The 23,003-nt window shown below is 51.4% G+C and carries 20 protein-coding genes and 3 tRNA genes; 11 read left to right on the top strand and 12 right to left on the bottom strand.

Annotated features, from left to right (window positions below; translation table 11 throughout):
- Positions 1-170: 170 nt before the first annotated feature.
- Positions 171-242, top strand: a complete 72-nt coding sequence (ypdK, locus tag BEB42_RS24150) for a membrane protein YpdK (RefSeq protein WP_010723117.1) — start codon at positions 171-173, stop codon at positions 240-242.
- A 64-nt stretch (positions 243-306) separates the two neighbouring features.
- On the opposite strand, the gene alaC is transcribed toward ypdK, so the two are convergent.
- Positions 307-1,545 carry an alanine transaminase gene (gene alaC / locus BEB42_RS24145; protein ID WP_000785914.1) on the bottom strand — a complete coding sequence of 413 codons (1,239 nt, stop codon included), beginning with the start codon at positions 1,543-1,545 and terminating at the stop codon, positions 307-309.
- Between the two features lie 376 nt (positions 1,546-1,921).
- Here alaC and ypdA point away from each other — a divergent pair, with 376 nt between their 5' ends.
- From ypdA to BEB42_RS24130, 3 genes are read left to right on the top strand one after another with little or no spacing between them, the layout of a single operon-like run.
- On the top strand, positions 1,922-3,619 hold the full coding sequence (gene ypdA, locus BEB42_RS24140) for a two-component system sensor histidine kinase YpdA (RefSeq protein ID WP_000544359.1): 1,698 nt from the start codon (positions 1,922-1,924) through the stop codon (positions 3,617-3,619).
- A gap of 14 nt (positions 3,620-3,633) precedes the next feature.
- Positions 3,634-4,368, top strand: a complete 735-nt coding sequence (ypdB, locus tag BEB42_RS24135; RefSeq protein ID WP_001295458.1) for a two-component system response regulator YpdB — start codon at positions 3,634-3,636, stop codon at positions 4,366-4,368.
- Positions 4,369-4,379: 11 nt separating this feature from the next.
- A complete protein-coding gene (locus BEB42_RS24130; RefSeq protein ID WP_000648319.1) occupies positions 4,380-5,237 on the top strand; it encodes an AraC family transcriptional regulator in 858 nt (285 codons plus the stop codon).
- A gap of 2 nt (positions 5,238-5,239) precedes the next feature.
- On the opposite strand, the gene ptsP is transcribed toward BEB42_RS24130, so the two are convergent.
- From ptsP to glk, 6 genes are all read right to left on the bottom strand, one after another.
- Complete coding sequence (gene ptsP, locus BEB42_RS24125) at positions 5,240-7,735, bottom strand: phosphoenolpyruvate--protein phosphotransferase (RefSeq protein ID WP_074497241.1); 2,496 nt, start codon at positions 7,733-7,735, stop codon at positions 5,240-5,242.
- Positions 7,736-7,759: 24 nt separating this feature from the next.
- Positions 7,760-8,797: an aminopeptidase gene (gene ypdE / locus BEB42_RS24120; RefSeq protein ID WP_000365995.1), complete on the bottom strand. Its 1,038-nt coding sequence runs from the start codon at positions 8,795-8,797 to the stop codon at positions 7,760-7,762.
- Positions 8,797-9,882: an aminopeptidase gene (gene ypdF / locus BEB42_RS24115; protein ID WP_000173229.1), complete on the bottom strand. Its 1,086-nt coding sequence runs from the start codon at positions 9,880-9,882 to the stop codon at positions 8,797-8,799. The genes ypdE and ypdF overlap by 1 nt, the downstream gene beginning before the upstream one ends.
- 14 nt (positions 9,883-9,896) lie before the next feature.
- Positions 9,897-11,144: a PTS fructose transporter subunit IIC gene (locus BEB42_RS24110; RefSeq protein ID WP_105267587.1), complete on the bottom strand. Its 1,248-nt coding sequence runs from the start codon at positions 11,142-11,144 to the stop codon at positions 9,897-9,899.
- A gap of 21 nt (positions 11,145-11,165) precedes the next feature.
- Positions 11,166-11,492: a PTS fructose transporter subunit IIB gene (locus BEB42_RS24105; RefSeq protein WP_000038455.1), complete on the bottom strand. Its 327-nt coding sequence runs from the start codon at positions 11,490-11,492 to the stop codon at positions 11,166-11,168.
- A gap of 218 nt (positions 11,493-11,710) precedes the next feature.
- Entirely contained in the window at positions 11,711-12,676 is a 966-nt protein-coding gene (glk, locus tag BEB42_RS24100; protein WP_000170346.1) for a glucokinase, read from the bottom strand.
- Between the two features lie 203 nt (positions 12,677-12,879).
- Here glk and BEB42_RS24095 point away from each other — a divergent pair, with 203 nt between their 5' ends.
- Together BEB42_RS24095 and ypeC are read left to right on the top strand one after the other, a co-directional pair.
- Entirely contained in the window at positions 12,880-14,136 is a 1,257-nt protein-coding gene (locus tag BEB42_RS24095; RefSeq protein ID WP_000903122.1) for an ion channel protein, read from the top strand.
- Positions 14,137-14,250: 114 nt separating this feature from the next.
- Positions 14,251-14,577, top strand: a complete 327-nt coding sequence (gene ypeC, locus BEB42_RS24090; RefSeq protein ID WP_000490072.1) for a DUF2502 domain-containing protein YpeC — start codon at positions 14,251-14,253, stop codon at positions 14,575-14,577.
- A gap of 141 nt (positions 14,578-14,718) precedes the next feature.
- Here ypeC and BEB42_RS24085 read toward each other — a convergent pair whose 3' ends face one another.
- Positions 14,719-15,957, bottom strand: coding sequence for an Nramp family divalent metal transporter (locus tag BEB42_RS24085; protein WP_000186373.1), 1,239 nt, complete (start codon positions 15,955-15,957; stop codon positions 14,719-14,721).
- Positions 15,950-15,994: a hypothetical protein gene (locus BEB42_RS27245; RefSeq protein WP_418517219.1), complete on the bottom strand. Its 45-nt coding sequence runs from the start codon at positions 15,992-15,994 to the stop codon at positions 15,950-15,952. Before BEB42_RS27245 ends, BEB42_RS24085 begins: the two co-directional genes overlap by 8 nt.
- Positions 15,995-16,292: 298 nt before the next feature.
- On the opposite strand from BEB42_RS27245, the gene nupC reads away from it, so the two are divergent.
- On the top strand, positions 16,293-17,495 hold the full coding sequence (gene nupC, locus BEB42_RS24080; RefSeq protein WP_001317971.1) for a nucleoside permease NupC: 1,203 nt from the start codon (positions 16,293-16,295) through the stop codon (positions 17,493-17,495).
- A 142-nt stretch (positions 17,496-17,637) separates the two neighbouring features.
- Here the strand turns inward: nupC and BEB42_RS24075 are convergent, their stop codons facing one another.
- Positions 17,638-19,827, bottom strand: coding sequence for a bifunctional diguanylate cyclase/phosphodiesterase (locus BEB42_RS24075; RefSeq protein WP_001353055.1), 2,190 nt, complete (start codon positions 19,825-19,827; stop codon positions 17,638-17,640).
- 206 nt (positions 19,828-20,033) lie between these two features.
- Positions 20,034-20,109 (bottom strand) — tRNA-Ala (locus BEB42_RS24070).
- A 220-nt stretch (positions 20,110-20,329) separates the two neighbouring features.
- Between BEB42_RS24070 and BEB42_RS24065 the strand changes: the two genes are divergently transcribed.
- Together BEB42_RS24065 and BEB42_RS24060 are read left to right on the top strand one after the other, a co-directional pair.
- Positions 20,330-20,689, top strand: a complete 360-nt coding sequence (locus BEB42_RS24065; RefSeq protein WP_000472023.1) for a YfeC-like transcriptional regulator — start codon at positions 20,330-20,332, stop codon at positions 20,687-20,689.
- 1 nt (position 20,690) lies between these two features.
- Complete coding sequence (locus BEB42_RS24060) at positions 20,691-21,083, top strand: MerR family transcriptional regulator (protein WP_000826488.1); 393 nt, start codon at positions 20,691-20,693, stop codon at positions 21,081-21,083.
- 50 nt (positions 21,084-21,133) lie between these two features.
- Here BEB42_RS24060 and gltX read toward each other — a convergent pair whose 3' ends face one another.
- A complete protein-coding gene (gene gltX / locus BEB42_RS24055) occupies positions 21,134-22,549 on the bottom strand; it encodes a glutamate--tRNA ligase (protein ID WP_000695640.1) in 1,416 nt (471 codons plus the stop codon).
- Between the two features lie 258 nt (positions 22,550-22,807).
- Between gltX and BEB42_RS24050 the strand changes: the two genes are divergently transcribed.
- Positions 22,808-22,883: transfer RNA gene (locus BEB42_RS24050), tRNA-Val, on the top strand.
- Positions 22,884-22,926: 43 nt separating this feature from the next.
- Positions 22,927-23,002 (top strand) — tRNA-Val (locus tag BEB42_RS24045).
- The last annotated feature ends 1 nt before the right edge of the window (position 23,003 follow it).

Below are 23,003 nucleotides of genomic sequence, written 5' to 3'. Positions count from 1 at the left end.
TCAGTTTTAGGCGTACATTAGCGCCGTCTCGAGCAGTTTAGCTCAGAATTCTGGGGTGATGCCCACGGTAAAATATGGACTTTCAATGTCGTTTTGCCCGGTGTCAACTCACTGTATCAGGTGTAATGAAGTCATTCAGGCGTAACAGTAATTACGCGGAGAGATGTAAAGTGAAATATTTCTTTATGGGCATTTCTTTTATGGTCATCGTTTGGGCCGGTACTTTTGCCCTGATGATCTAAAAGCAAACTGTGCAATGAAAAACAGGAGCCATCTGGCTCCTGTTTGCATTTCTGGCGATGGTGTTTATTCCGCGTTTTCGTGAATATGTTTGCTGCTGGCGGGTAGTAAACCGTCGGCACGGAACATCGCTTTAATTCCACGAATCGCCTGGCGTATACGGTCGCGGTTTTCAATCAGCGCAAAGCGGACATGGGTGTCGCCGTAGTCGCCAAAGCCAATCCCTGGAGAGACACAGACCTTCGCTTCGTTAAGCAGTTTCTTGGCAAATTCCAGTGAGCCCATGGCCGCATATGGTTCCGGGATTTTCGCCCAGACATACATCGAAGCCTTCGGCATTTCGACCATCCAGCCTGCTTCATGCAGCCCTTTAACCAGTACATCGCGGCGGCGTTTGTACTGTTCGGCAATATCGCGCACGCACTGTTGATCGCCCTCCAGTGCCGCAATCGCCGCCACCTGCAACGGCGTAAAAGTACCGTAATCGTGATAGCTTTTAATACGTGCCAACGCACTGACCAGCGTTTTGTTACCGACCATAAAGCCGATACGCCAGCCCGCCATGTTGTAGCTTTTCGACAGCGTAAAGAACTCGACCGCCACGTCTCGTGCACCCGGCACCTGCATAATTGACGGCGCTTTCCAGCCATCGTAGACGATATCGGCATAGGCCAGGTCATGGACCACCAGCACATCGTAGCGTTTCGCCAGCGCCACAACCTTCTCAAAGAATTCCAGTTCCACGCATTGCGCGGTTGGGTTCGACGGGAAGCCGAGGATCATCATCTTCGGTTTCGGATAACTTTCGCGAATGGCGCGTTCCAGTTCGTTGAAGAAATCGACACCGTCCACCAGCGGCACTGAGCGTACCTGCGCCCCGGCAATCACCGCGCCGTAAATATGAATCGGGTAGCTTGGATTAGGCACCAGTACAGTGTCACCGTGATCCAGCGTCGCCAGCATCAGATGCGCCAGCCCCTCTTTCGAGCCAATGGTGACGATAGCCTCTGATTCCGGGTCGATCTCGACGTCGTAGCGATCCTGATACCAGCGGGAAATGGCGCGACGTAACCGCGGAATACCACGCGAGGTGGAATAACCATGCGTGTCCGGTCGCTGGGCCACCGTACATAATTTTTCGACGATATGCGGCGGGGTCGCACCGTCCGGGTTACCCATACTGAAATCGATAATATCTTCGCCGCGCCGACGCGCAGCCATTTTCAGTTCAGCGGTAATGTTAAAAACGTAGGGTGGGAGACGATCAATACGCGTAAAGCGACGTTCAGGGCGAGTGTCAGCCATAATTTCCTCAGATTAACGTGAGCGCCCGGACCGTCCGAGCGACGCTGCCACGATGGTGGCTGTTTTGAAAATAGCCTGATTAATTTCTGTCTGTCCAGCGTTTTAGAACATTTTTGTTAATAGCCTTAAATGAGGAACTCCGCTTTAAAAACAGGAAATTTATCTACGCTAACAAGAAAATTACCACTCAATTTATTAACATTATAATTTCAATAAATTTACCAAACAGATATGCATTATTAAGAGATGCATTGCTAATACACCATTTAACTTTCAATCCCCTTTTAAAATTGTGGTCTTTCCTCAAAAACGGCCTGCTGGTCATCGGCCTTCAGGTTACCTATCATAGAGGTTTAATCCTTATTCAGAGTCACCCGTGCACGAAATATTCAACATGCTGCTGGCGGTCTTCGATCGGGCAGCGTTAATGCTTATCTGCCTGTTCTTTCTCATCCGTATCCGCCTGTTTCGCGAACTGTTGCACAAGTCGGCGCACTCCCCAAAAGAGCTGCTCGCCGTTACCGCCATTTTCTCGCTGTTCGCCCTGTTCAGCACCTGGTCCGGCGTGCCCGTAGAAGGCTCGCTGGTTAATGTGCGTATTATCGCGGTGATGTCAGGCGGAATTCTATTTGGCCCGTGGGTAGGCATCATTACCGGTGTGATTGCGGGTATTCACCGTTATTTAATCGACATCGGCGGCGTGACGGCAATTCCGTGCTTTATCACCAGTATTCTCGCGGGTTGCATATCAGGCTGGATCAACCTGAAAATCCCCAAAGCACAGCGCTGGCGCGTCGGTATTCTCGGTGGCATGTTATGTGAAACGTTGACGATGATCCTGGTGATTGTCTGGGCACCCACCACTGCACTGGGGATTGATATCGTCTCCAAAATCGGGATTCCGATGATCCTCGGCAGCGTTTGTATCGGCTTTATTGTGTTGCTGGTACAAAGCGTTGAGGGCGAAAAAGAGGCCAGCGCCGCGCGGCAGGCCAAGCTGGCGCTGGATATCGCCAACAAAACGCTGCCGCTGTTTCGCCATGTCAATAGCGAGTCATTACGCAAAGTTTGTGAAATTATCCGCGATGATATTCACGCCGATGCGGTAGCGATTACCAACACCGATCATGTGCTGGCCTATGTTGGCGTAGGTGAACACAACTATCAGAATGGCGATGATTTCATCAGCCCAACAACGCGTCAGGCAATGAATTACGGAAAAATCATTATTAAAAACAATGATGAAGCCCACCGTACACCGGAAATCCACTCGATGCTGGTGATCCCGCTTTGGGAGAAAGGGGTCGTGACCGGGACGCTGAAAATTTACTACTGCCACGCACATCAGATCACCTCGTCATTACAGGAAATGGCGGTCGGTCTGTCGCAAATCATCTCCACCCAACTGGAGGTTTCACGCGCCGAGCAACTACGTGAAATGGCAAATAAGGCAGAGCTTCGCGCTCTGCAAAGCAAAATTAATCCCCATTTCCTGTTTAATGCTCTGAATGCTATCTCATCGTCGATCCGTCTGAATCCGGATACCGCTCGCCAGCTGATCTTTAATCTGTCGCGTTATCTGCGCTATAACATTGAATTAAAAGACGATGAGCAAATCGATATCAAAAAAGAGCTGTATCAAATTAAAGACTATATTGCCATTGAGCAGGCCCGCTTTGGCGACAAGCTGACGGTTATCTATGATATTGATGAAGAGGTGAATTGCTGCATTCCCAGCCTGCTGATCCAGCCTTTAGTGGAGAACGCCATTGTCCACGGTATTCAGCCTTGCAAAGGTAAAGGCGTTGTCACCATCAGCGTTGCAGAGTGCGGTAATCGGGTACGCATTGCGGTGCGAGATACCGGGCACGGCATCGATCCAAAAGTCATTGAGCGGGTCGAAGCGAACGAAATGCCGGGCAATAAAATTGGCCTGCTGAATGTCCATCATCGCGTGAAGTTATTGTATGGCGAGGGGCTGCATATCCGCCGCCTGGAACCAGGAACGGAAATTGCGTTTTACATTCCTAACCAACGCACCCCTGTCGCCTCACAGGCTACGTTATTGCTTTGAGCCGGAGTGATATTGTGAAAGTCATCATTGTTGAAGACGAATTCCTGGCACAACAGGAACTGAGCTGGCTAATTAAAGAGCACAGCCAGATGGAGATTGTCGGCACCTTTGACGACGGTCTGGACGTGTTGAAGTTTTTGCAGCATAACCGCGTCGACGCCATTTTTCTGGATATCAATATTCCGTCGCTGGATGGTGTGTTGCTGGCGCAAAACATCAGCCAGTTCGCCCATAAACCGTTTATTGTGTTCATCACCGCGTGGAAAGAACATGCGGTAGAAGCGTTTGAACTGGAAGCGTTTGACTACATTCTCAAACCGTATCAGGAATCACGCATTACCGGGATGCTGCAAAAACTGGAAGCAGCCTGGCAACAACAGCAGACCAGCAGTACGCCTGCCGCGACGGTAACGCGTGAGAATGACACCATTAATCTGGTGAAAGATGAGCGAATCATCGTCACGCCAATTAACGATATCTATTACGCCGAAGCGCACGAGAAAATGACCTTTGTCTATACGCGGCGTGAATCCTACGTAATGCCGATGAACATTACCGAGTTTTGCAGCAAGCTGCCGCCGTCGCATTTTTTCCGCTGCCATCGCTCATTTTGTGTCAATCTGAACAAAATCCGCGAAATCGAACCGTGGTTTAATAACACCTACATTCTGCGACTGAAAGATCTGGATTTTGAAGTGCCGGTCAGCCGTAGCAAAGTAAAAGAATTCAGGCAGTTAATGCATCTGTAATCGGGATTTTCATGAAAGCAACAGGCTTGCCCGCCGATCAACAATTTTTCGCCGATCTGTTCAGCGGCCTGGTGCTTAACCCGCAACTCCTTGGGCGCGTCTGGTTTGCCAGCCAGCCCGCCTCATTGCCAGTGGGCAGTTTATGTATTGATTTTCCCCGTCTGGATATCGTGCTACGCGGCGAATACGGCAATCAGCTGGAAGCAAAGCAACAACGTATGGTGGAAGGAGAAATGCTGTTTATTCCAGCGCGCGCGGCTAATTTACCGGTCAACAACAAACCGGTAATGCTGTTAAGTCTGGTGTTCGCGCCGACCTGGCTTGGTTTATCGTATTACGATAGCCGCACCACGTCGTTGTTGCATCCGGTTCGCCAGATCCAACTTCCCAGCCTGCAACGCGGCGAAGGTGAAGCAATGCTTACTGCCCTCACCCATCTTAGCCGTTCGCCGCTGGAGCAGAATATCATTCAGCCGCTGGTGTTAAGTTTGCTGCATCTTTGCCGCAACGTGGTGAATATGCCGCCGGGTAATTCGCAGCCGCGCGGCGATTTTCTCTATCACAGCATTTGTAACTGGGTTCAGGATAATTATGCCCAGCCGCTCACCCGTGAGAACGTGGCGCAGTTTTTTAATATCACGCCCAATCATCTGTCAAAACTGTTTGCGCAGCATGGAACAATGCGTTTTATCGAATATGTGCGTTGGGTGCGAATGGCGAAGGCGAGGATGATTTTGCAGAAATATCATCTGTCGATTCATGAAGTGGCGCAGCGTTGCGGCTTTCCGGACAGCGACTATTTTTGTCGCGTCTTCCGGCGTCAGTTTGGCCTGACGCCGGGAGAGTACAGCGCCCGTTTTCAGGGCTAACGTCAGAAGGTTAATTCCGTTTCCAGCAGCGTCAGGATGCTTTGTGCATCTTGCGCGGCAAACAACGACTGGCGGAAGTTTTTATTCACCAGTTTGCGCGCCAGCTGCGAGAAGACTTTCACATGGTTCATCCCTTCGTTAGCGCCCAGCGTCAGCATGATCACCAGTTCGACTTCGCCCATTTCTGACTGCCAGTCAACCGGTTTCACCAGCCGGGCAATGCTGATACTGGAATGACGGATCCACTGAGATTTGGTGTGCGGGATCGCCACGCCAAAACCAACGCCAGTAGTGACAATCTCTTCCCGCTGCCAGACATCTTCTTCCAGCTCAAACGGATGTTCAGTACGCCCGTTAACGCCAAGGTTGCCGCACAGGAACTGGATCGCCTGCTCTTTATTGCTAAAGGCCTGATCAACAAAGATATTCTCCAGCGCCAGCAGTGGGCGAACGTCTTCTTCCGGCGTAAAGGCGGTGAGTAACGCTTCAATTTCCTGCGCACTGCGGCATTCACATGCCTGACGCGCCAGTTCCCGACACGCCTCGCTATCCAGTTGACGAAGCTGGCTTTTCACCGCCGGAATACGCGGGCTACTCATACTCAGCTCATCCAGGCCCAGTCCAAGCAGTAGCGGCAGATAACGACTTTCACCGCCCAGTTCACCGCAAATACCTACCCATTTGCCGCGCTGATGCGCAGTGGTAACAATCTGCTGCAACATGCGCAGGAACGATGGCGTAATCGGGTTATACAGCGGCGATACGCGCGGGTTATTACGATCGACCGCATACAGATACTGGGTCATATCGTTAGAACCGATACTGAAGAAATCGACCTCATCGCAGAAGTGGTCGATGATGTAGCACACCGACGGTACTTCCACCATGATACCCAGCGTAATCGACTCTGCATGACGCAGGCCATCGCGTTTAAGCTCAACGATCGCTTTTTGGATCTCGCCCTTCACCCATAAGATCTGATCGAGGCTGTGAACCATCGGGATCATCAGCTGGGCGTTGCCGAAACTGGCGGCACGCAAAATAGCCCGCAGTTGAGTGCGGAACAGGCCAGCAAATTCCGGGTAAATTCGTACCGCGCGATAGCCGAGGAACGGGTTCTCTTCCTGGGGAATGTTGAGGTAAGGAATGCTTTTATCGCCGCCGATGTCCATCGTGCGGAAAATAATCGGCTTGTCGCCCGCCGCCAGTAGCACCTGTTGGTATGCTTCAAACTGTTCCTGTTCGTCCGGCGCACTGTCGCGCTCCATATAGAGCATTTCGGTACGAAACAGCCCGACACCTTCCGCGCCGTTGGCAAACGCGCCAGGCGCTTCCAGAGCGGTGCCAATATTCGCCGCGATATCAATGCGCTTGTTATCACGGGAATAGGCCAGCTGCGCGGCGGCCTGCGCCTGTTGTTTCTGGCGTTTATCCGCCAGCGTCTGCGCAACCTGATAATAACCACTCACCGCGTCATCAGGATTAATAGCCAGCACGCCGCACTGGGCGTCAAGCACCGCCGGTTGCCCGGCATAGCGAGCAATGGCATCCAGCGGCAGGCCGCTCAGTACGGGGATCGCCGAGGCGCGGGCCAGAATCAGAGTATGCGAGGTGCGCCCGGTTTTCTCCAGAATCATGCCCGCAAGATTTTTTAAATTGAGGCTCAAAAACTGGCTAGGGGTTAAATCTTCAGCCACCAGAATGGTCGGTTTTTCGAGCACCAGATTATTACGCGGCTTCAGTTCCGGCCAGGTGATATGCAGCAATTGTTCGCTGATATCACGAATGTCGCTGACCCGCTCGCGCAGATAATCGCTGGCAGAGGCAGAAAGCTTGGCGCAAACCTGCTCCATATTGCTGATGATCGCAGCCCCCAGCCCCTGATGCTGTTCTGCCATCAGGCGACGGATATTCCCTGCAAATTCATCATCCTGAATCAGCGATAAATGGGCGCTGAGGATAGTTTTGCTTTCGCCGTCACGCTCGCGCAACTGCTGGTTCAGTTGCTCGGCAAGCGTTGCCAGGCTGTGTTCCAGCCAGGTGGAGTCTTGCGCACTAGCCGGGATTGCCCGATAACTGTCGAGGCTGTTGCTCTGTAGCAGGGTCAACGTACCCACGCCGACGCCGCTTGCCAGCACATTGCCGTACAGTAAATCAGGGTTCAGGCGGCTTAATGAACGCGGCAGTGGATGTGCCGTCAGTTCTGCCTGCGTCGGCTGGACGCTGTCGCTGTCGATAAAGCGCACCTGGATGTACTCTTCCAGCACGCGCCGCGCCTGCTCTTCATCGCTGCCGCTAATGTTCAGGCTGCAACTGTCATTAAATAAGGTGCCGGTGCCAATCAGCGCCAGCGAACTTTTGGCATCGGCCTTTACGTTCTGGCGATGGTTAATGAAGATGATTTCGCTTTGCCACTGGCTGCACTGCTCTTTAAGTTCCCACGCCGGACGAGCATGCAGGCCGTTTGGCAAAGGACAGAGAAATTGAATCGTTAACATAACCGCTCCGGGTTAATCAGGAGATCATCTGAAATCCGTCAGTTGAACAACCGTCTCACGGGTAAGACGTTGAATAAGGGCAGATAAAAGCTGCTGCATCTGCAAAATGTCGCGGCAGTCGGCAATCGATGCGGCGCAATGTCCGTGGCGGGTTGCTGGCCCCATCACCACTGTGGGTACGCCAGTGCCGGTTAAATGCACCGCCCCGCCGTCCGTTCCGCCGTTGCTGAACATATCGGCCTGCAACGGCACGCCAATTTCTGCCGCGACGGTTTCGATCCACGCGGTAAGTTTTGGCGGCGCAATCAGCGACTTGTCGCTTAACACCAGCATCGGGCCGTTACCAATCTGGCGATGGTTAGCCGCGCCATAATCAAAGTTTTTCGCCCAGCAGGCGGTATCAAGCACAATGGCGATGTCCGGCGACACCGCGCGGGTGGCGGTTTGCCCGCCGCGTAATCCCACCTCTTCGCTGGAACTTGCCACCAGCCACACTTCCGCAGGCAGCTCGGCGTTGTGCAGCTCACGTAGTAACGTCACCAGCAGGTAGCAACCGAGGCGGTCATCAAAGGCTTTACCCATCACTCGCTGGTGAGGGAGAACCTGAAAAGTGGTATCAAACGTGACACGATCGCCCGGACGAATACCTGCCTGCATCACTTCGTCATACGAGCGCGCACCAATGTCCACGCGCATGGCGCTGACGTCATTCCCCTGCCGTTCGCCATCGAGCAAACCGGGAATTTTGCACTCTTCACGAGTAGTGATCCGTACTGGCTGAAGCTGGCGGGCAGCCATGCGCACATTGCCAACTGGCAGGACATCAATCGCCCCTTCGCGGGAGATGCTACGCACCATAAATCCCACTTCGTCCATATGCGCACAGATCATCACCTTCGGACCTGTCGATTCATTGAGGCGGATCAGCACCGATCCCAGGCCATCAAATCGCACTTCTTTTTGCAGTCGATCCGCTTCATCCAGCAGGATCTGCCGCACTTCCTGTTCCGAGGAGGCGATCGCATCTGCCTCGCTCAACGCTTTTAATAGCGATAAATCCATTATGCCTCTCCCGTGAGCAACACTGTTTTTGGCATGGCGTAGAGCACTTCCGCGCCTTGCGGGGTAACCAGCACGACATCTTCGATGCGCACGCCACCTCGCCCTGGCAAATAAATCCCCGGCTCCACGGTCAGTAACATCCCTGGCTGTAGCGTCGTGGTGTCCTGCGGTGAAAAACGCGGCTCTTCATGGACTTCAATGCCGATGGCATGACCAGTGTTGTGACCAAAATAGTCACCATAACCGGCTTCTGTAATGATCCGGCGCGCGGCGTCGTCAACCTGTTGGCAGCGCACGCCGGGGCGAATCGCGGAGATTGCCGCGAGCTGTGCCTGCAGGACAATGTTATACACATCAAACAGCGGGTGAGATTCGGCGCTCACCCCTTCGCCATTCACCAGCAAGGTACGCGTCATATCAGAGCAGTAGCCCTGATACAGCGCACCAAAATCAAGAGTGACAAACTCGCCCGCTGCAACAATCTTGTCGCTGGCTTTGCCGTGCGGCAGCGCCCCACGCCAGCCACTGGCGACAATGGTATCGAAAGAGGCTTTTTCTGCGCCCTGCTGGCGCATAAACCACTCCAGTTCAGCGGCTATCTCGCATTCGCTCATCCCCGCCTGAATAAAGCGGCGAATATGCTCTGCACCGCGATCGGCAATCCCACAGGCGAGGCGGATTTTCTCCACCTCCTCTGGCGTTTTGATTTGCCGCAGCACATCCGGCGTGGCGCTTACCAGTTTCGCATTGAGTTCAGACTGCCAGCGGTGCGCGGTTTCCCAACTTACCTGCTGGCCTTCAAAACCGAGCGTTTGCAACTGCTCATCGGCAATGATTTGCCTGACGATAGTGGTAAGCGTGTGCGTCGCATCAAGCAAATGCAGCTGGTAGCCCTGGGTGCGGGCTTCTACATCCGCGTAATAGCGCGAATCCACCAGAATGTGCGCACTTTCACGACTAATCAGCACATAACCTGATCCGGTGGAGATCCCCAGATGCGGCTGTTTGTTCTGCCGTGAGGAGAGAAGCACTGCATCCAGTTGTTGCGCCTTAAGCCAGTCGCGCAGCGAAGCGAGTAATGTCATCTGGATTGTCCTTCTTACAGGCTATCGATTAACAATTTGCCTTTACGGAACATCATCAGACGCAGGAACACCACCATCAGCGCAGTAATGATTGCTCCCAGCGCGATCCCCGCCATATAGACACCGAGGTTAGTGACCAGCGGCCATGCCCAGATAGCAGATTCCGGGAACCATTGAACTGCACCCAGCCAGACAGCGGCGGTTGAGCCGACAATCGCGCCAACCATATAGGACGGAATAGCGGTGATGGGGCTTTCCAGCGCAAACGGAATCGCACCCTCACTGATCCCCATAAAGGCAAGGAACATGGCGGTTTTACCCTGCGGATAAAGCTGAGCGTTGAACAGGCGTTTGCCGGTTAAACGACGGTCAATAATGGTCGCCAGACCCAGACCAATCGGTGGAATAACGATAGCGATAGAACGTGCGGTGACCGGTAATACGTGGTCAGTGGTAAAGCTGAAGGCAACGAAACCTGCTGCTTTGTTGATCGGGCCACCAAGGTCGATTGCTGTCGCTGCTGCGATACCCATCGCATACATTAGCGCGCCCTTCTCACCTGCGGCAGTCAGCACGGCACGAATACCGCCGTTGATCCAGCCACCAAATGGGGTGATGACGTAGTACATCGCCAGCATGACAAAAATGGCGGAAAGAATCGGTAGCAAAAATGTGGTTTTGAACGCTAACAGGAAATCCGGTAACTGGATTTTCTGGTTCATCCACTTCACAAGGTAACCCGCAACGATAGAAATAATCAGGGCACCAATGAAGGTGGACGGCACCGGCGAAGAGGTCGCCCATTGCATCGTGCTGGGATCGAAGTTCAGCAGTTGCGTCGGCTGGGTAGACATCAAGCCGCCGATAAAACCAGCCGGGAATGCCAGTTTGCCGCCGATGGAGTTCGCCACAAAAGCGGCAAACATCAGTATGGCAAAGCCAAACAGCACGCCACCAAAGGACTGTGACAGCCAGGCAAACTTCAGTAAGGAGAGGTCGAAACCGGAGAATTTCCCGCTATTAAGAGCATCCATGATGCCGATATCCGCAGGAATTTTAAGCCAGCTATAAGCAATCAACTGGCTGAAAGCGAGGATCACACCGCCCATAATTAAGGTTGGCACCATGCGTGAAATCCCTGACATCACATGCTGCGGGAGCTCACCCCAGAAGCTGGTTTTAGAGGCCTGCGGATTCTTAATTGCCGCTGCCGCACCGGATGCGCCAGGCACAACGGTTGCACTGCGTTTTTTAATGGCCATAACAATTATCCCTGTCGAATATTACTGTTGTTCAGCGGCAATCATCTCTTCGATTTCTTTGATGATGCCCGCAGCGTTTTTAATTGCGTCCTGCAAAGTGATTTCATAAACGTCGCGTGATTCGAAACGTTCGTTATCTTCCGGGGTAACCGCCACGGAGTGGATGATGATGGTCGCTTCGGCGATATCCTGCGCGGTCAGACGATTCTGGATGCCGTCCGCACCCTGGGTTTCAATTTTCACTTCATAACCGGCTTCTACCGCCGCTTCTTCCAGCGCCTGAGCGGCCATAAAGGTGTGAGCCAGGCCCATTGGGCAGGCACATAAGGCAATCAGTTTCTTACTCATCGTTAATTCCTCGTTCAGTGATAGTTGATGAGTGAAATTATGAACGTGCAAAACAAATCGCCGTTACCAGACAAATAATGCATTTACTGGAGAATTAATCCCGCTGTACGGAAGTGTGACGCAGGTCGGCCTTGTGAGGGGACACAAAGAAAAATAGGATTAACTGTTTGATTTAAAAGATTATCGGGAGAGTTATCTCCCGATTTGACAGGAAGGATTTACAGAATGTGGCCTAAGGTCTGGCGTAAATGTGCGCCGGAGCCGAGAAGGCCCGGATTGTCATGGACGATGAGATACACCGGAATATCATGGACATATTCTTTAAAGCGCCCTTTATCTTCAAATGCGGCACGGAAACCAGAGGCTTTGAAGAACTCAAGGAAGCGCGGCACGATACCACCGGCAATAAACACGCCGCCAAATGTCCCGAGATTGAGCGCCAGATTGCCGCCAAAACGGCCCATAATGACGCAAAACAGCGACAACGCGCGGCGGCAATCGGTGCAGCTGTCAGCCAGCGCACGTTCGGTAATATCTTTTGGCTTGAGATTTTCTGGCAGGCGGTTGTCGGCTTTCACAATCGCGCGATACAAATTCACCAGACCAGGGCCAGAAAGCACGCGCTCTGCCGAAACATGACCAATTTCTGCACGCAGTATTTCGAGGATAATGGCCTCTTCTTCACTATTCGGCGCAAAATCAACGTGACCGCCTTCGCCTGGCAAGCTTACCCAGCGTTTATCAACATGAACCAGATGCGCAACCCCAAGCCCCGTTCCGGCACCGTAAACCGCAATAGGCTTACCTTCGACTGGTTCTGCGCCACCAAACTGAATCAGATGCTCTTTTTTCAGCATCGGGATCGCCATCGATACAGCGGTAAAATCGTTAATAATTTCCAGATGGCTAAAACCGAGATTCTTTTTCATTTCGGCAATTGAGAACGCCCAGGTATGGTTGGTCATTGCCACCCAGTCACCGGTAATGGGGCAAGCGATGGCAATACAGCCGTCTTTCACCTCGACCTTATGTTCTTCAAGATAAACGCGAATGACCGCTTCGAGGCTCGGGTAATCAAGCCCTGAATAGGTCTTAGCCTGCGAGATTTCACCACTGGCAATATCACACAGAGCAAGACGTGCGTTGGTGCCGCCCACATCACCGACTAATGCATACTTTGTCATTCTTCAACTGCTCCGCTAAAGTCAAAATAATTCTTTCTCACACTGTAAATACCTGGGGGCATAACAACAACGCCGGAAAGGCAGGCTCCCTGTAAATATCGATCTGGGTCACACAATTACTTTATCGTTTCAGCACCAATTGCAGCGATGCCTTTTAGCAAGCTGGGCAAACTAAGTATCTGACCCTGCATAAGGAATAGAACATGCTCCATCCGCGAGCCAGAACCATGTTGTTATTATCACTCCCCGCCGTGGCAATTGGGATTGCGTCCAGTCTTATTCTGATTGTGGTGATGAAAATCGCCTCGGTATTACAGAATTTGCTCTGGCAACGACTGCCGGGAACTCTGGGGATAGCCCAGGATTCACCTTTCTGGATCATCGCCATATTAACGCTAACAGGTATTGCGGTGGGGTTGGTTATCCGTTTCAGCCAGGGGCATGCTGGACCAGACCCCGCCTGTGAACCGCTGATCGGCGCACCCGTTCCGCCCTCTGCGCTACCAGGACTTATCGTAGCATTAATTCTTGGTCTTGCTGGCGGCGTCAGTCTCGGGCCGGAACATCCGATCATGACCGTCAATATCGCCCTTGCGGTTGCGATAGGCGCTCGTCTGTTACCGCGCGTCAACCGGATGGAATGGACTATTTTAGCCTCTGCCGGAACTATCGGCGCGCTGTTTGGCACACCTGTTGCGGCGGCGTTGATATTTTCGCAAACCTTAAATGGCAGTAGTGAAGTCCCGCTATGGGATCGTCTCTTTGCGCCGTTAATGGCGGCGGCGGCTGGTGCGCTAACCACCGGATTGTTTTTCCATCCTCATTTTTCGCTGCCCATTGCGCATTATGGGCAGATGGAGATGACCGATATTCTCAGCGGTGCAATTGTGGCGGCGATTGCCATCGCAGCAGGGATGGTTGCCGTATGGTGTCTGCCACGGTTGCACGCGATGATGCATCAGATTAAAAATCCGGTGCTAATGCTGGGAGTTGGCGGATTTATTCTCGGTATTCTGGGGGTTATTGCTGGACCGGTTTCGCTATTTAAAGGGCTGGATGAGATGCAGCAGATGGTGGCAAATCAGGCTTTCAGCACCAGCGATTACTTTTTGCTGGCGGTGATTAAACTTGCCGCTCTCGTGGTTGCTGCCGCCAGCGGCTTTCGCGGTGGGCGAATATTCCCGGCAGTGTTTGTCGGCGTGGCATTAGGATTGATGCTGCATGAGCACGTTCCCGCTGTCCCGGCGGCAATAACCGTTTCCTGCGCTATTCTCGGCATCGTGCTGGTGGTAACACGCGATGGCTGGTTAAGTCTTTTTATGGCGGCAGTCGTTGTACCCAATACCACATTGCTACCGCTGCTCTGTATCGTCATGCTTCCGGCATGGCTGTTATTAGCAGGTAAGCCGATGATGATGGTCAATCGTCCGAAGCAACAGCCACCCCACGATAACGTTTAGCAAAAAATGCTCTCCTTTATGATTTAAGAGTTATGGCGATGATACGGGGCTTTACCTCCCCGTAATATTGCGTTAACAGGCCGCTGACGGCTTCGATCGTGAAGGAGAATAACAATGTTCAGGTCACTGTTTCTGGCGGCCGCCCTGATGGCATTTACCCCGCTTGCGGCAAACGCAGGTGAAATCACCCTACTGCCATCAATCAAATTACAAATTGGCGATCGCGATCATTACGGTAATTACTGGGACGGTGGTCACTGGCGCGACCGTGACTACTGGCATCGCAATTATGAATGGCGTAAAAACCGCTGGTGGCGTCATGATAATGGCTACCACCGTGGCTGGGATAAGCGTAAAGCGTATGAGCGTGGCTATCGTGAAGGCTGGCGCGATCGTGACGATCATCGCGGAAAAGGCCGCGGACATGGACACCGCCATTAAACACATTCGCCAATGGAGCACAATGCCTGATGCGACGCTAGTGCGTCTTATCAGGCCTACAAACCGTCTCTTTAACGCGTAGGGCGGATGAGGCGTTTTACGCCGCATCCGCCAGTGATGCCTGGTACGACGCCAGTTGAACTATAGCCCCAGCGCCGTACCCACTAACAACCAGATATTCAGCGCCACTACCAGCACCACAATCACCCAGCCTATCTGTTTTACGCGTTTGCTGTTCACCAGATCGCCCATCAACCTACTGTCACTGGTAAAAATTAGTAGTGGAACCAGCGCCAGAGCGATACCAAAACTTAACAGCACCTGACTCATAACCAGAATCCGTGTCGGATCTAATCCCATCAGAATGACAATAAATGACGGCAACATGGTAACGGTGCGACGCACCCACAGCGGGATATGAAAACGAATGAAGCCCTGCATCACTACCTGCCCCGCCAGTGTCCCCACAACCGTTGAGGACAGTCCCGCAGCAACCAGGCTTAAACCAAAGACCGTTGCCGCAGCATGGCTTAACAACGGTTGCAGCGTCAGATAAGCCTCATCAAGATCGGCAACGCCAGTATGACCGGAAAAGTGGAACGCCGCCGCGGCCGTAGCCATCATCGCCAGATTGACAAAACCGGCAATAGTCATAGCGATAGCCACATCCCATTTGGTGGCAGAATAACGTTGTTGACGCGAACCACCATGTAAATGCTGAGTCAGCGAAGAGTGTAAATAAATCACGTGCGGCATAATCGTCGCCCCCAACACACCTGCCGCCAGGAAGACTGCCTCCGAGGTGGGTAAACTCGGGATTACCATTCCTTTACCCAGTTGCGCCAGGTTAGGCTGGGAGAAAATCAACTCGACAATGTAAGCCGCAGCAACAAACAGCAGTAACCCGCCAATCACTTTCTCCAGCGGTTTTTGCCCTCGACGTTGCAGCATTAAAATCAGGAAAGTCGCGATCCCCGTCAGCACAGCGCCCTGCAACAGCGAAACACCCAGAATGAGTTTAAAACCGATCGCCGCACCAATAAATTCTGCCAGGTCGGTTGCCATCGCAATAATTTCTGCCTGAACCCAATAGAACCACACTACGGGACGCGGATAGTGATCGCGAATCTGCTCCGCCAGGTTTTTACCGGTGGCAATCCCCAGTTTGGCAGACAGTATCTGAATCAGCATCGCCATCAGGTTGGCCCAAACGACAACCCACAGTAGCTGATAGCCGAAGCTGGCCCCGGCCTGAATATTGGTCGCAAAGTTACCAGGATCGATATAACCAATCGCCGCAATGAACGCAGGTCCCATTAATGCGAGCCTCATCTTGCGCGCCGCCCGTCCGCTGCTACTCTCAACGCGATAGTTAGTCATCTTGTGCCTCTAAAACATAGCCTTTGCTATGTTTCATGCTATGACAAACGAGAATGATTATCAAATTCATTTAAGTGGATTGTGATGATTTCTTTGATAGACCAGAATTATGACGACGAAAAGATTGATGACTTGAATGTTGTGATTATGTTTAATGTTAGCACATTTACATAACTTTCAGCTTCCATACACAACATAGCAGAAATGTATGACAGCTCACTATTTTTGAAGCTTGTCACAGGACGTCATTATAGTGTGTGTCAGATCTCGTTTTCCTTAACCATGTTACATAGAATGTGCACGGAAATTTAACCTGCCTCATATTTGGAGCAAATATGGACCGCGTCCTTCATTTTGTACTGGCACTTGCCGTTGTTGCGATTCTCGCACTGCTGGTAAGCAGCGACCGCAAAAAAATTCGTATCCGTTATGTTATTCAACTGCTTGTTATCGAAGTGTTACTGGCGTGGTTCTTCCTGAACTCCGACGTTGGTTTGGGCTTCGTGAAAGGCTTCTCCGAAATGTTTGAGAAACTGCTCGGATTTGCCAACGAAGGGACTAACTTCGTCTTTGGTAGCATGAATGATCAAGGCCTGGCATTCTTCTTCCTGAAAGTGCTGTGCCCAATCGTCTTTATCTCTGCGCTGATCGGTATTCTCCAGCACATTCGCGTGTTGCCGGTGATTATCCGCGCAATTGGTTTCCTGCTCTCCAAAGTCAACGGTATGGGCAAACTGGAATCCTTCAACGCCGTCAGCTCTCTGATTCTGGGTCAGTCTGAAAACTTTATTGCCTATAAAGATATCCTCGGCAAAATCTCCCGCAATCGTATGTACACCATGGCAGCTACGGCGATGTCCACCGTGTCGATGTCCATCGTTGGTGCATACATGACGATGCTGGAGCCGAAATACGTCGTTGCGGCGCTGGTACTGAACATGTTCAGCACCTTTATCGTGCTGTCGCTGATCAACCCTTACCGTGTTGATGCCAGTGAAGAAAACATTCAGATGTCCAACCTGCACGAAGGTCAGAGCTTCTTCGAAATGCTGGGTGAATACATTCTGGCAGGTTTCAAAGTTGCCATTATCGTTGCCGCGATGCTGATCGGCTTTATCGCCCTGATCGCTGCGCTGAACGCACTGTTTGCCACTGTGACTGGCTGGTTTGGCTACAGCATCTCCTTCCAGGGCATCCTGGGCTACATCTTCTATCCGGTTGCGTGGGTGATGGGTGTTCCTTCCAGTGAAGCACTGCAGGTGGGCAGTATTATGGCGACCAAACTGGTTTCCAACGAGTTCGTTGCGATGATGGATCTGCAGAAAATCGCTTCCACGCTCTCTCCGCGTGCTGAAGGCATCATCTCCGTGTTCCTGGTTTCCTTCGCTAACTTCTCTTCTATCGGGATTATCGCCGGTGCGGTTAAAGGCCTGAATGAAGAGCAAGGTAACGTGGTTTCTCGCTTCGGTCTGAAACTGGTTTACGGCTCTACTCTGGTGAGTGTGCTGTCTGCGTCAATCGCAGCACTGGTGCTGTAAGTCCAATTCATTAATTAAAAAGCCGGGGATAATTCCCCGGCTTCAATTCCATGTAGGCCTGATAAGCGTAGCGCATCAGGCATTTTTCTGTTTGTCATCAGCCACAAAAGCCGGGGATAATTCCCTGCTTTTTTTACGCCTGTTAATCAGCTAATGGCTGAGGGCGACCAATCAAATACCCTTGCAGATATTGCACCCCGAGCTTATGCAATAGCGCCTGCTGCTGTGGCGTCTCGACAAACTCCGCGACCACACTCAATGACTTCGCTTTCGCCAGATCGGTAATTGATCTCACAATCATCGCATCCAGCGTGTTCGTGACGATATCTTTCACAAAGACGCCATCAATTTTAATGATATCAGCCTGCAAACGCTTTAGCCGTTCGTAGTTGGCATAGCCGGTGCCAAAATCATCAATCGCAATCCGGAAACCAAACTTATGCAGCTGCTCGATGTTGTACATACTGCTTTCTGCGTTAGAAAACGCCTGTTCCTCGGTGATCTCAAGAATGACCGCCTGCGGGGAGATGTGATAACGCTTAAACAGACGAATAATCCGCCCGGCAATATTTTTTTGCAGCAGCGTGAGCGGCATTAAATTGACTGAAAAGCGCGGACCTTTCTTGTCGCAGGGGTGTGTTGCCAGCCACTTCAACAGGGATTCCAGCACTTGCAAATCAAAACGCGCGCTAAGGTTAAACTGAGCAATAAGGGGCAGAAACTTATCCGGGGTCATAATGCCGCCGTCATATTTCAGTCGCGCGAGGATCTCATCATAACCTTCACCCTCTTTGTTGCGAATTGGCTGGGCGTAGAGCAGCAAATCCCCCTGATCTAACGCCGTGCGAATGGTATTCAGCAATAGCACCTGTTTAGTGGTCTGCCCGGAAACCATCTCCTCTCTGCTATCCAGCGCCAGCACATGATGATGTGCGCAGGATTGCTCCGCCAGCCAGCTTAACTGCCCCAACAAGGGTTGCAGGGTTTCCTGATTTCCATCAAAACGCCCCCAGGCAGCACCATAGCCCATATCCAGCCCGGTATTGTTCCAGTGAATTTGCCGACTATTCAGGATGTTAACCATATGCTGGAGTCGCCCTTCCGTTTCCGGCCCGCTCAGTACTAATAGCAGTTCACTCCCCGGCAATTGATACAACTTTTCGTTTTCCTGCATCAGCGGCATTAACGTACGGTAAATTGAGCGGATACAGTGAACGCGCATCATTAACCCGTAATGACGACTCATAAACTCAAGGTTATCAATACGCAGGCAGCAAAAACTCTTGCCAGCCTCTTGCTCTGGTGCTTGTTCCAACGCGCGAAAGTTGGGTAAGAGCGTTAACGGATCGGTCAGCGCCTGCAAATGCCAGCGTCGGTTAAGCCATTCACTACGATGATAAATGCGCACCATATAGAGCAGGCAAACACTAAAGGAAATCAGCACCGCGAGAATAAATGCCAGCGAATATTCGGTTTGTACCCCTTGCAAAAAGTTCTGGTTGTAATTCAGAAGGCAAAGCGTTGAAACAGCCCAGGTGAGATTTAAAAACGGATAGCGAAGCTTACCGACCCCGAGGGTAAAGATGATAAAGAAAACAGGTACCAGGTAACCGGCAATGAAGTCATTTTCATACGGTGTACACATCAGAAGTAGCAGCACGCTAAGAGCTGCCAGCCAGCTTAAGGTAAATACGCGTTTCTCTTTGCTCAACGACGGAGCGATATCCCTGCGCCACAGGATCTGCGCAAAGTGGGGACTTACAATCATGCGGGTGAGATAGTAAAACAGCATGTTGTAAATCAGCACTGCGGTGAAAAGGCTTAGCAAATCAACGACCGTGAAAATGGCATCCGCATCGCCGAAAAAGGTAGATATCTTTAGCGGAAAATCAAAGAAATTCCCCACAAGATACATGCTGCATTTGATGCCAATCGGTGCCACCAAACCAAGCCAGAAGAGACGTTGCCAGACGTATCGGCTGGTCAAACCATAACGCCAACGCGTTCCCAATTGCCAGCGTAATATTGCACAGGCACACAGGACTGCAAACGTCTGGCTGCCGAGCATGACGGAGTTCTGTAAAAAAGAGAGATGAAAATTCCACAGATTGGTGCAAAACATCCCGCCTAAAACAGGAACGACACCGCGCCAGCCAAAGATAAACAAGATTGCCAGCATTACGCACAGTGGCATCCACGCCAAAAAGATATAACTGGAATGGATAACGGCAAGTGGCGAAATAAAACGGGATAGCTGAATAAGTACCACGGTGAGCGTAAACGCTAGTGTGAATATCTTGATATTTTTTATCAGGTTATGCTCCACAAACATGAGTACACTACTCTCACTGATCGGGGTTTTCAGGCACACAAATAATAAGTTTATTCGCATCGCGAAGCAAACAGGGGCCAGCCTGTTGCTGTTTTTTCAGTCAGTGATGCATTCACCACACGGCACTGCCAGGATGTAGACTGTATTACAAAAGCGGCAAAAGGCAGAGACAAAAAACCCCCGCTTTACAGCGAGGGTTTGAAATTTGGTGGAGCTAAGCGGGATCGAACCGCTGACCTCTTGCATGCCATGCAAGCGCTCTCCCAGCTGAGCTATAGCCCCATCACGTAAAGCTTGTCGAGTTGACGGGCGGCATCATATGAATTCCGCCCGAATGTGTCAACGGCAAATTGCAGCGTGTAGTTTCAATCGCTGAAAAATCAGGCAAATGAACAATTTTGGAAAACCGCTCGCATTCAGTAGTTATTCATGTCACGGTTTCCTGTAAAGTGGTGTTATAAAATGAACCGCTAATAGACCTACATACATTCAGGGAATTGTTATGTTCAAGGAGAGGATGACGCCAGATGAACTTGCCAGACTGACCGGTTATAGCCGTCAGACCATTAATAAATGGGTACGCAAGGAAGGCTGGACGACGTCACCAAAACCAGGCGTCCAGGGTGGCAAAGCCAGACTGGTTCACGTCAATGAACAGGTTCGTGAATATATTCGCAATGCTGAACGTCCGGAAGGTCAGGGAGAAGCACCTGCCCTGTCTGGTGATACGCCGCTTGAAGTGTTACTGGTGACACTGGCGAAAGAGATGACGCCAGTTGAACAAAAACAGTTTACATCCTTGCTTCTGCGGGAAGGGATTATCGGGTTATTACAACGCTTAGGGATTCGCGATAGCAAATAATATGAAAAGATTACGCAATAAAATGACCACCGAAGAACTGGCGGAATGCCTCGGTGTGGCTAAACAAACTGTTAACCGTTGGATCAGAGAGAAAGGCTGGAAAACGGAAAAATTTCCCGGCGTGAAAGGCGGTCGCGCCAGACTTATTCTGATCGATACGCAAGTTTGCGAGTTTATTCAGAATACACCAGCCTTCCATAACACGCCGATGCTTCTGGAAGCCGAAGAACCCCTTGCCGAATATGCACCGGGGATTCGCACTCCCGCTTATCGGCAAATCATCAGCGCAATAGACAACATGACTCACAGTGAGCAGGAAAAAGTTGCGCAATTTTTGTCACGTGAAGGAATTCGTCATTTCCTTGCTCGTCTCGACATAGATGAATCAGAATAAATAAAAAACGGCAGGGGTATCTCTCCTGCCGTTTATCTTTTATGCGCTAATTACTGCTGATTTTCGCGTTCCGCAATAAAAGCCAGCGCTTTGTTGATACGCTCGATACTGCGGGTCTTACCGATTGCGTGAACGGTAACATCCAGTGCCGGAGATTGCCCCGCACCGGTTACGGCGACACGCAGCGGCATACCAACTTTGCCCATACCCACTTCCAGCTCATCCGCCGTCGCCTGAATAGCGTGATGAACGTTTTCAGCGGTCCAGTCAGTAATCGCGGCCAGTTTGTCACGAACCACTTCCAGCGGCTGACGCGCTACCGGACGCAGATGTTTTTTCGCGGCGTCGGCATCGAACTCAGCAAAATCTTCGTAGAAATAACGGCAGCTCTGAGCCATCTCTTTCAGCGTCTTGCAGCGTTCGCCCAGCAGTTTCACCAGATCAGCCAGCTGCGGGCCGTTACGGGTATCGATATTTTCCTGCTCAATGTGCCACTGTAAATGAGTAGCAACATACTCCGGCGGCAACGCGTTAATGTAGTGATGGTTCAGCCACAGCAGCTTGTCGGTGTTGAACGCACTGGCAGATTTGCTGACGGCATTCAGAGTGAAGTATTTAATCATCTCTTCACGAGTGAAGATTTCCTGATCGCCGTGGGACCAGCCCAGACGCACCAGATAGTTCAGCAGTGCTTCAGGCAGATAACCATCATCACGATACTGCATTACGCTGACCGCCCCGTGACGTTTGGACAGTTTTTTACCGTCATCGCCGTTGATCATAGAAACGTGCGCGTAAACCGGTACCGGCGCTTTCAGGGCTTTAAGAATGTTGATCTGGCGTGGCGTGTTGTTGATATGGTCTTCGCCACGGATAACGTGGGTGATTTCCATATCCCAGTCATCGACAACCACACAGAAGTTATAGGTCGGGGAACCATCGGTACGACGGATAATCAGATCATCAAGCTCCTGGTTGCTGAACTCGATCGGACCACGGATCTGATCGTCAAAAACAACGGAACCTTCCTGCGGGTTAGCAAAACGTACAACGCACGGTTCATCATCAGCGTGATGCTCATGGCTGTGGCGGCAACGACCGTCATAACGTGGTTTCTCACCTTTTGCCATTTGCTCTTCACGCAGCGCTTCCAGGCGCTCTTTAGAGCAATAGCATTTATAAGCTGTGCCCTCTTCCAGCATCTGATCGATCACCGCGTTGTAGCGATCAAAACGTTTGGTCTGGAAGTACGGACCTTCATCCCACTCCAGGCTCAGCCAGTTCATACCATCCATAATGGCTTCGATAGCTTCCGGCGTGGAACGCTCAAGATCGGTGTCTTCAATACGCAGCACGAACTCACCGCCGTGGTTACGTGCAAAAAGCCAGGAGTAAAGAGCAGTACGCGCGCCGCCAACGTGCAGATAGCCTGTTGGGCTTGGCGCGAAGCGAGTTTTGATTTTCATGAAATGGCCTTACGTTTAGAAAGATGCCGACAACCGGCAAATCCTGGAAAAATTGAGTGGGCGATATTCTATCACTCCCGCCTGATTCCTCAATGTAGTTCGGGTTGCTACATGATGCATTATTGTTTTCGTTGAGAAATTGCGCAACACGGTCTGTTTTGCGATCATCTTGCTTAAATTTACGACGAACGAACAATTTCTTTAGAAAATGCGTTGACTCATTTTGAACTCTCCCTATAATGCGACTCCACACAGCGGGGGTGATTAGCTCAGCTGGGAGAGCACCTCCCTTACAAGGAGGGGGTCGGCGGTTCGATCCCGTCATCACCCACCAACTACTTATGTAGTCTCCGCCGTGTAGCAAGAAATTGAGAAGTGGGTGATTAGCTCAGCTGGGAGAGCACCTCCCTTACAAGGAGGGGGTCGGCGGTTCGATCCCGTCATCACCCACCAC

This window comes from Escherichia sp. MOD1-EC5990, assembly GCF_002965285.1.
Lineage (GTDB): Bacteria > Pseudomonadota > Gammaproteobacteria > Enterobacterales > Enterobacteriaceae > Escherichia > Escherichia coli_F.
This window is presented reverse-complemented; position numbering and strand designations above follow the sequence as displayed.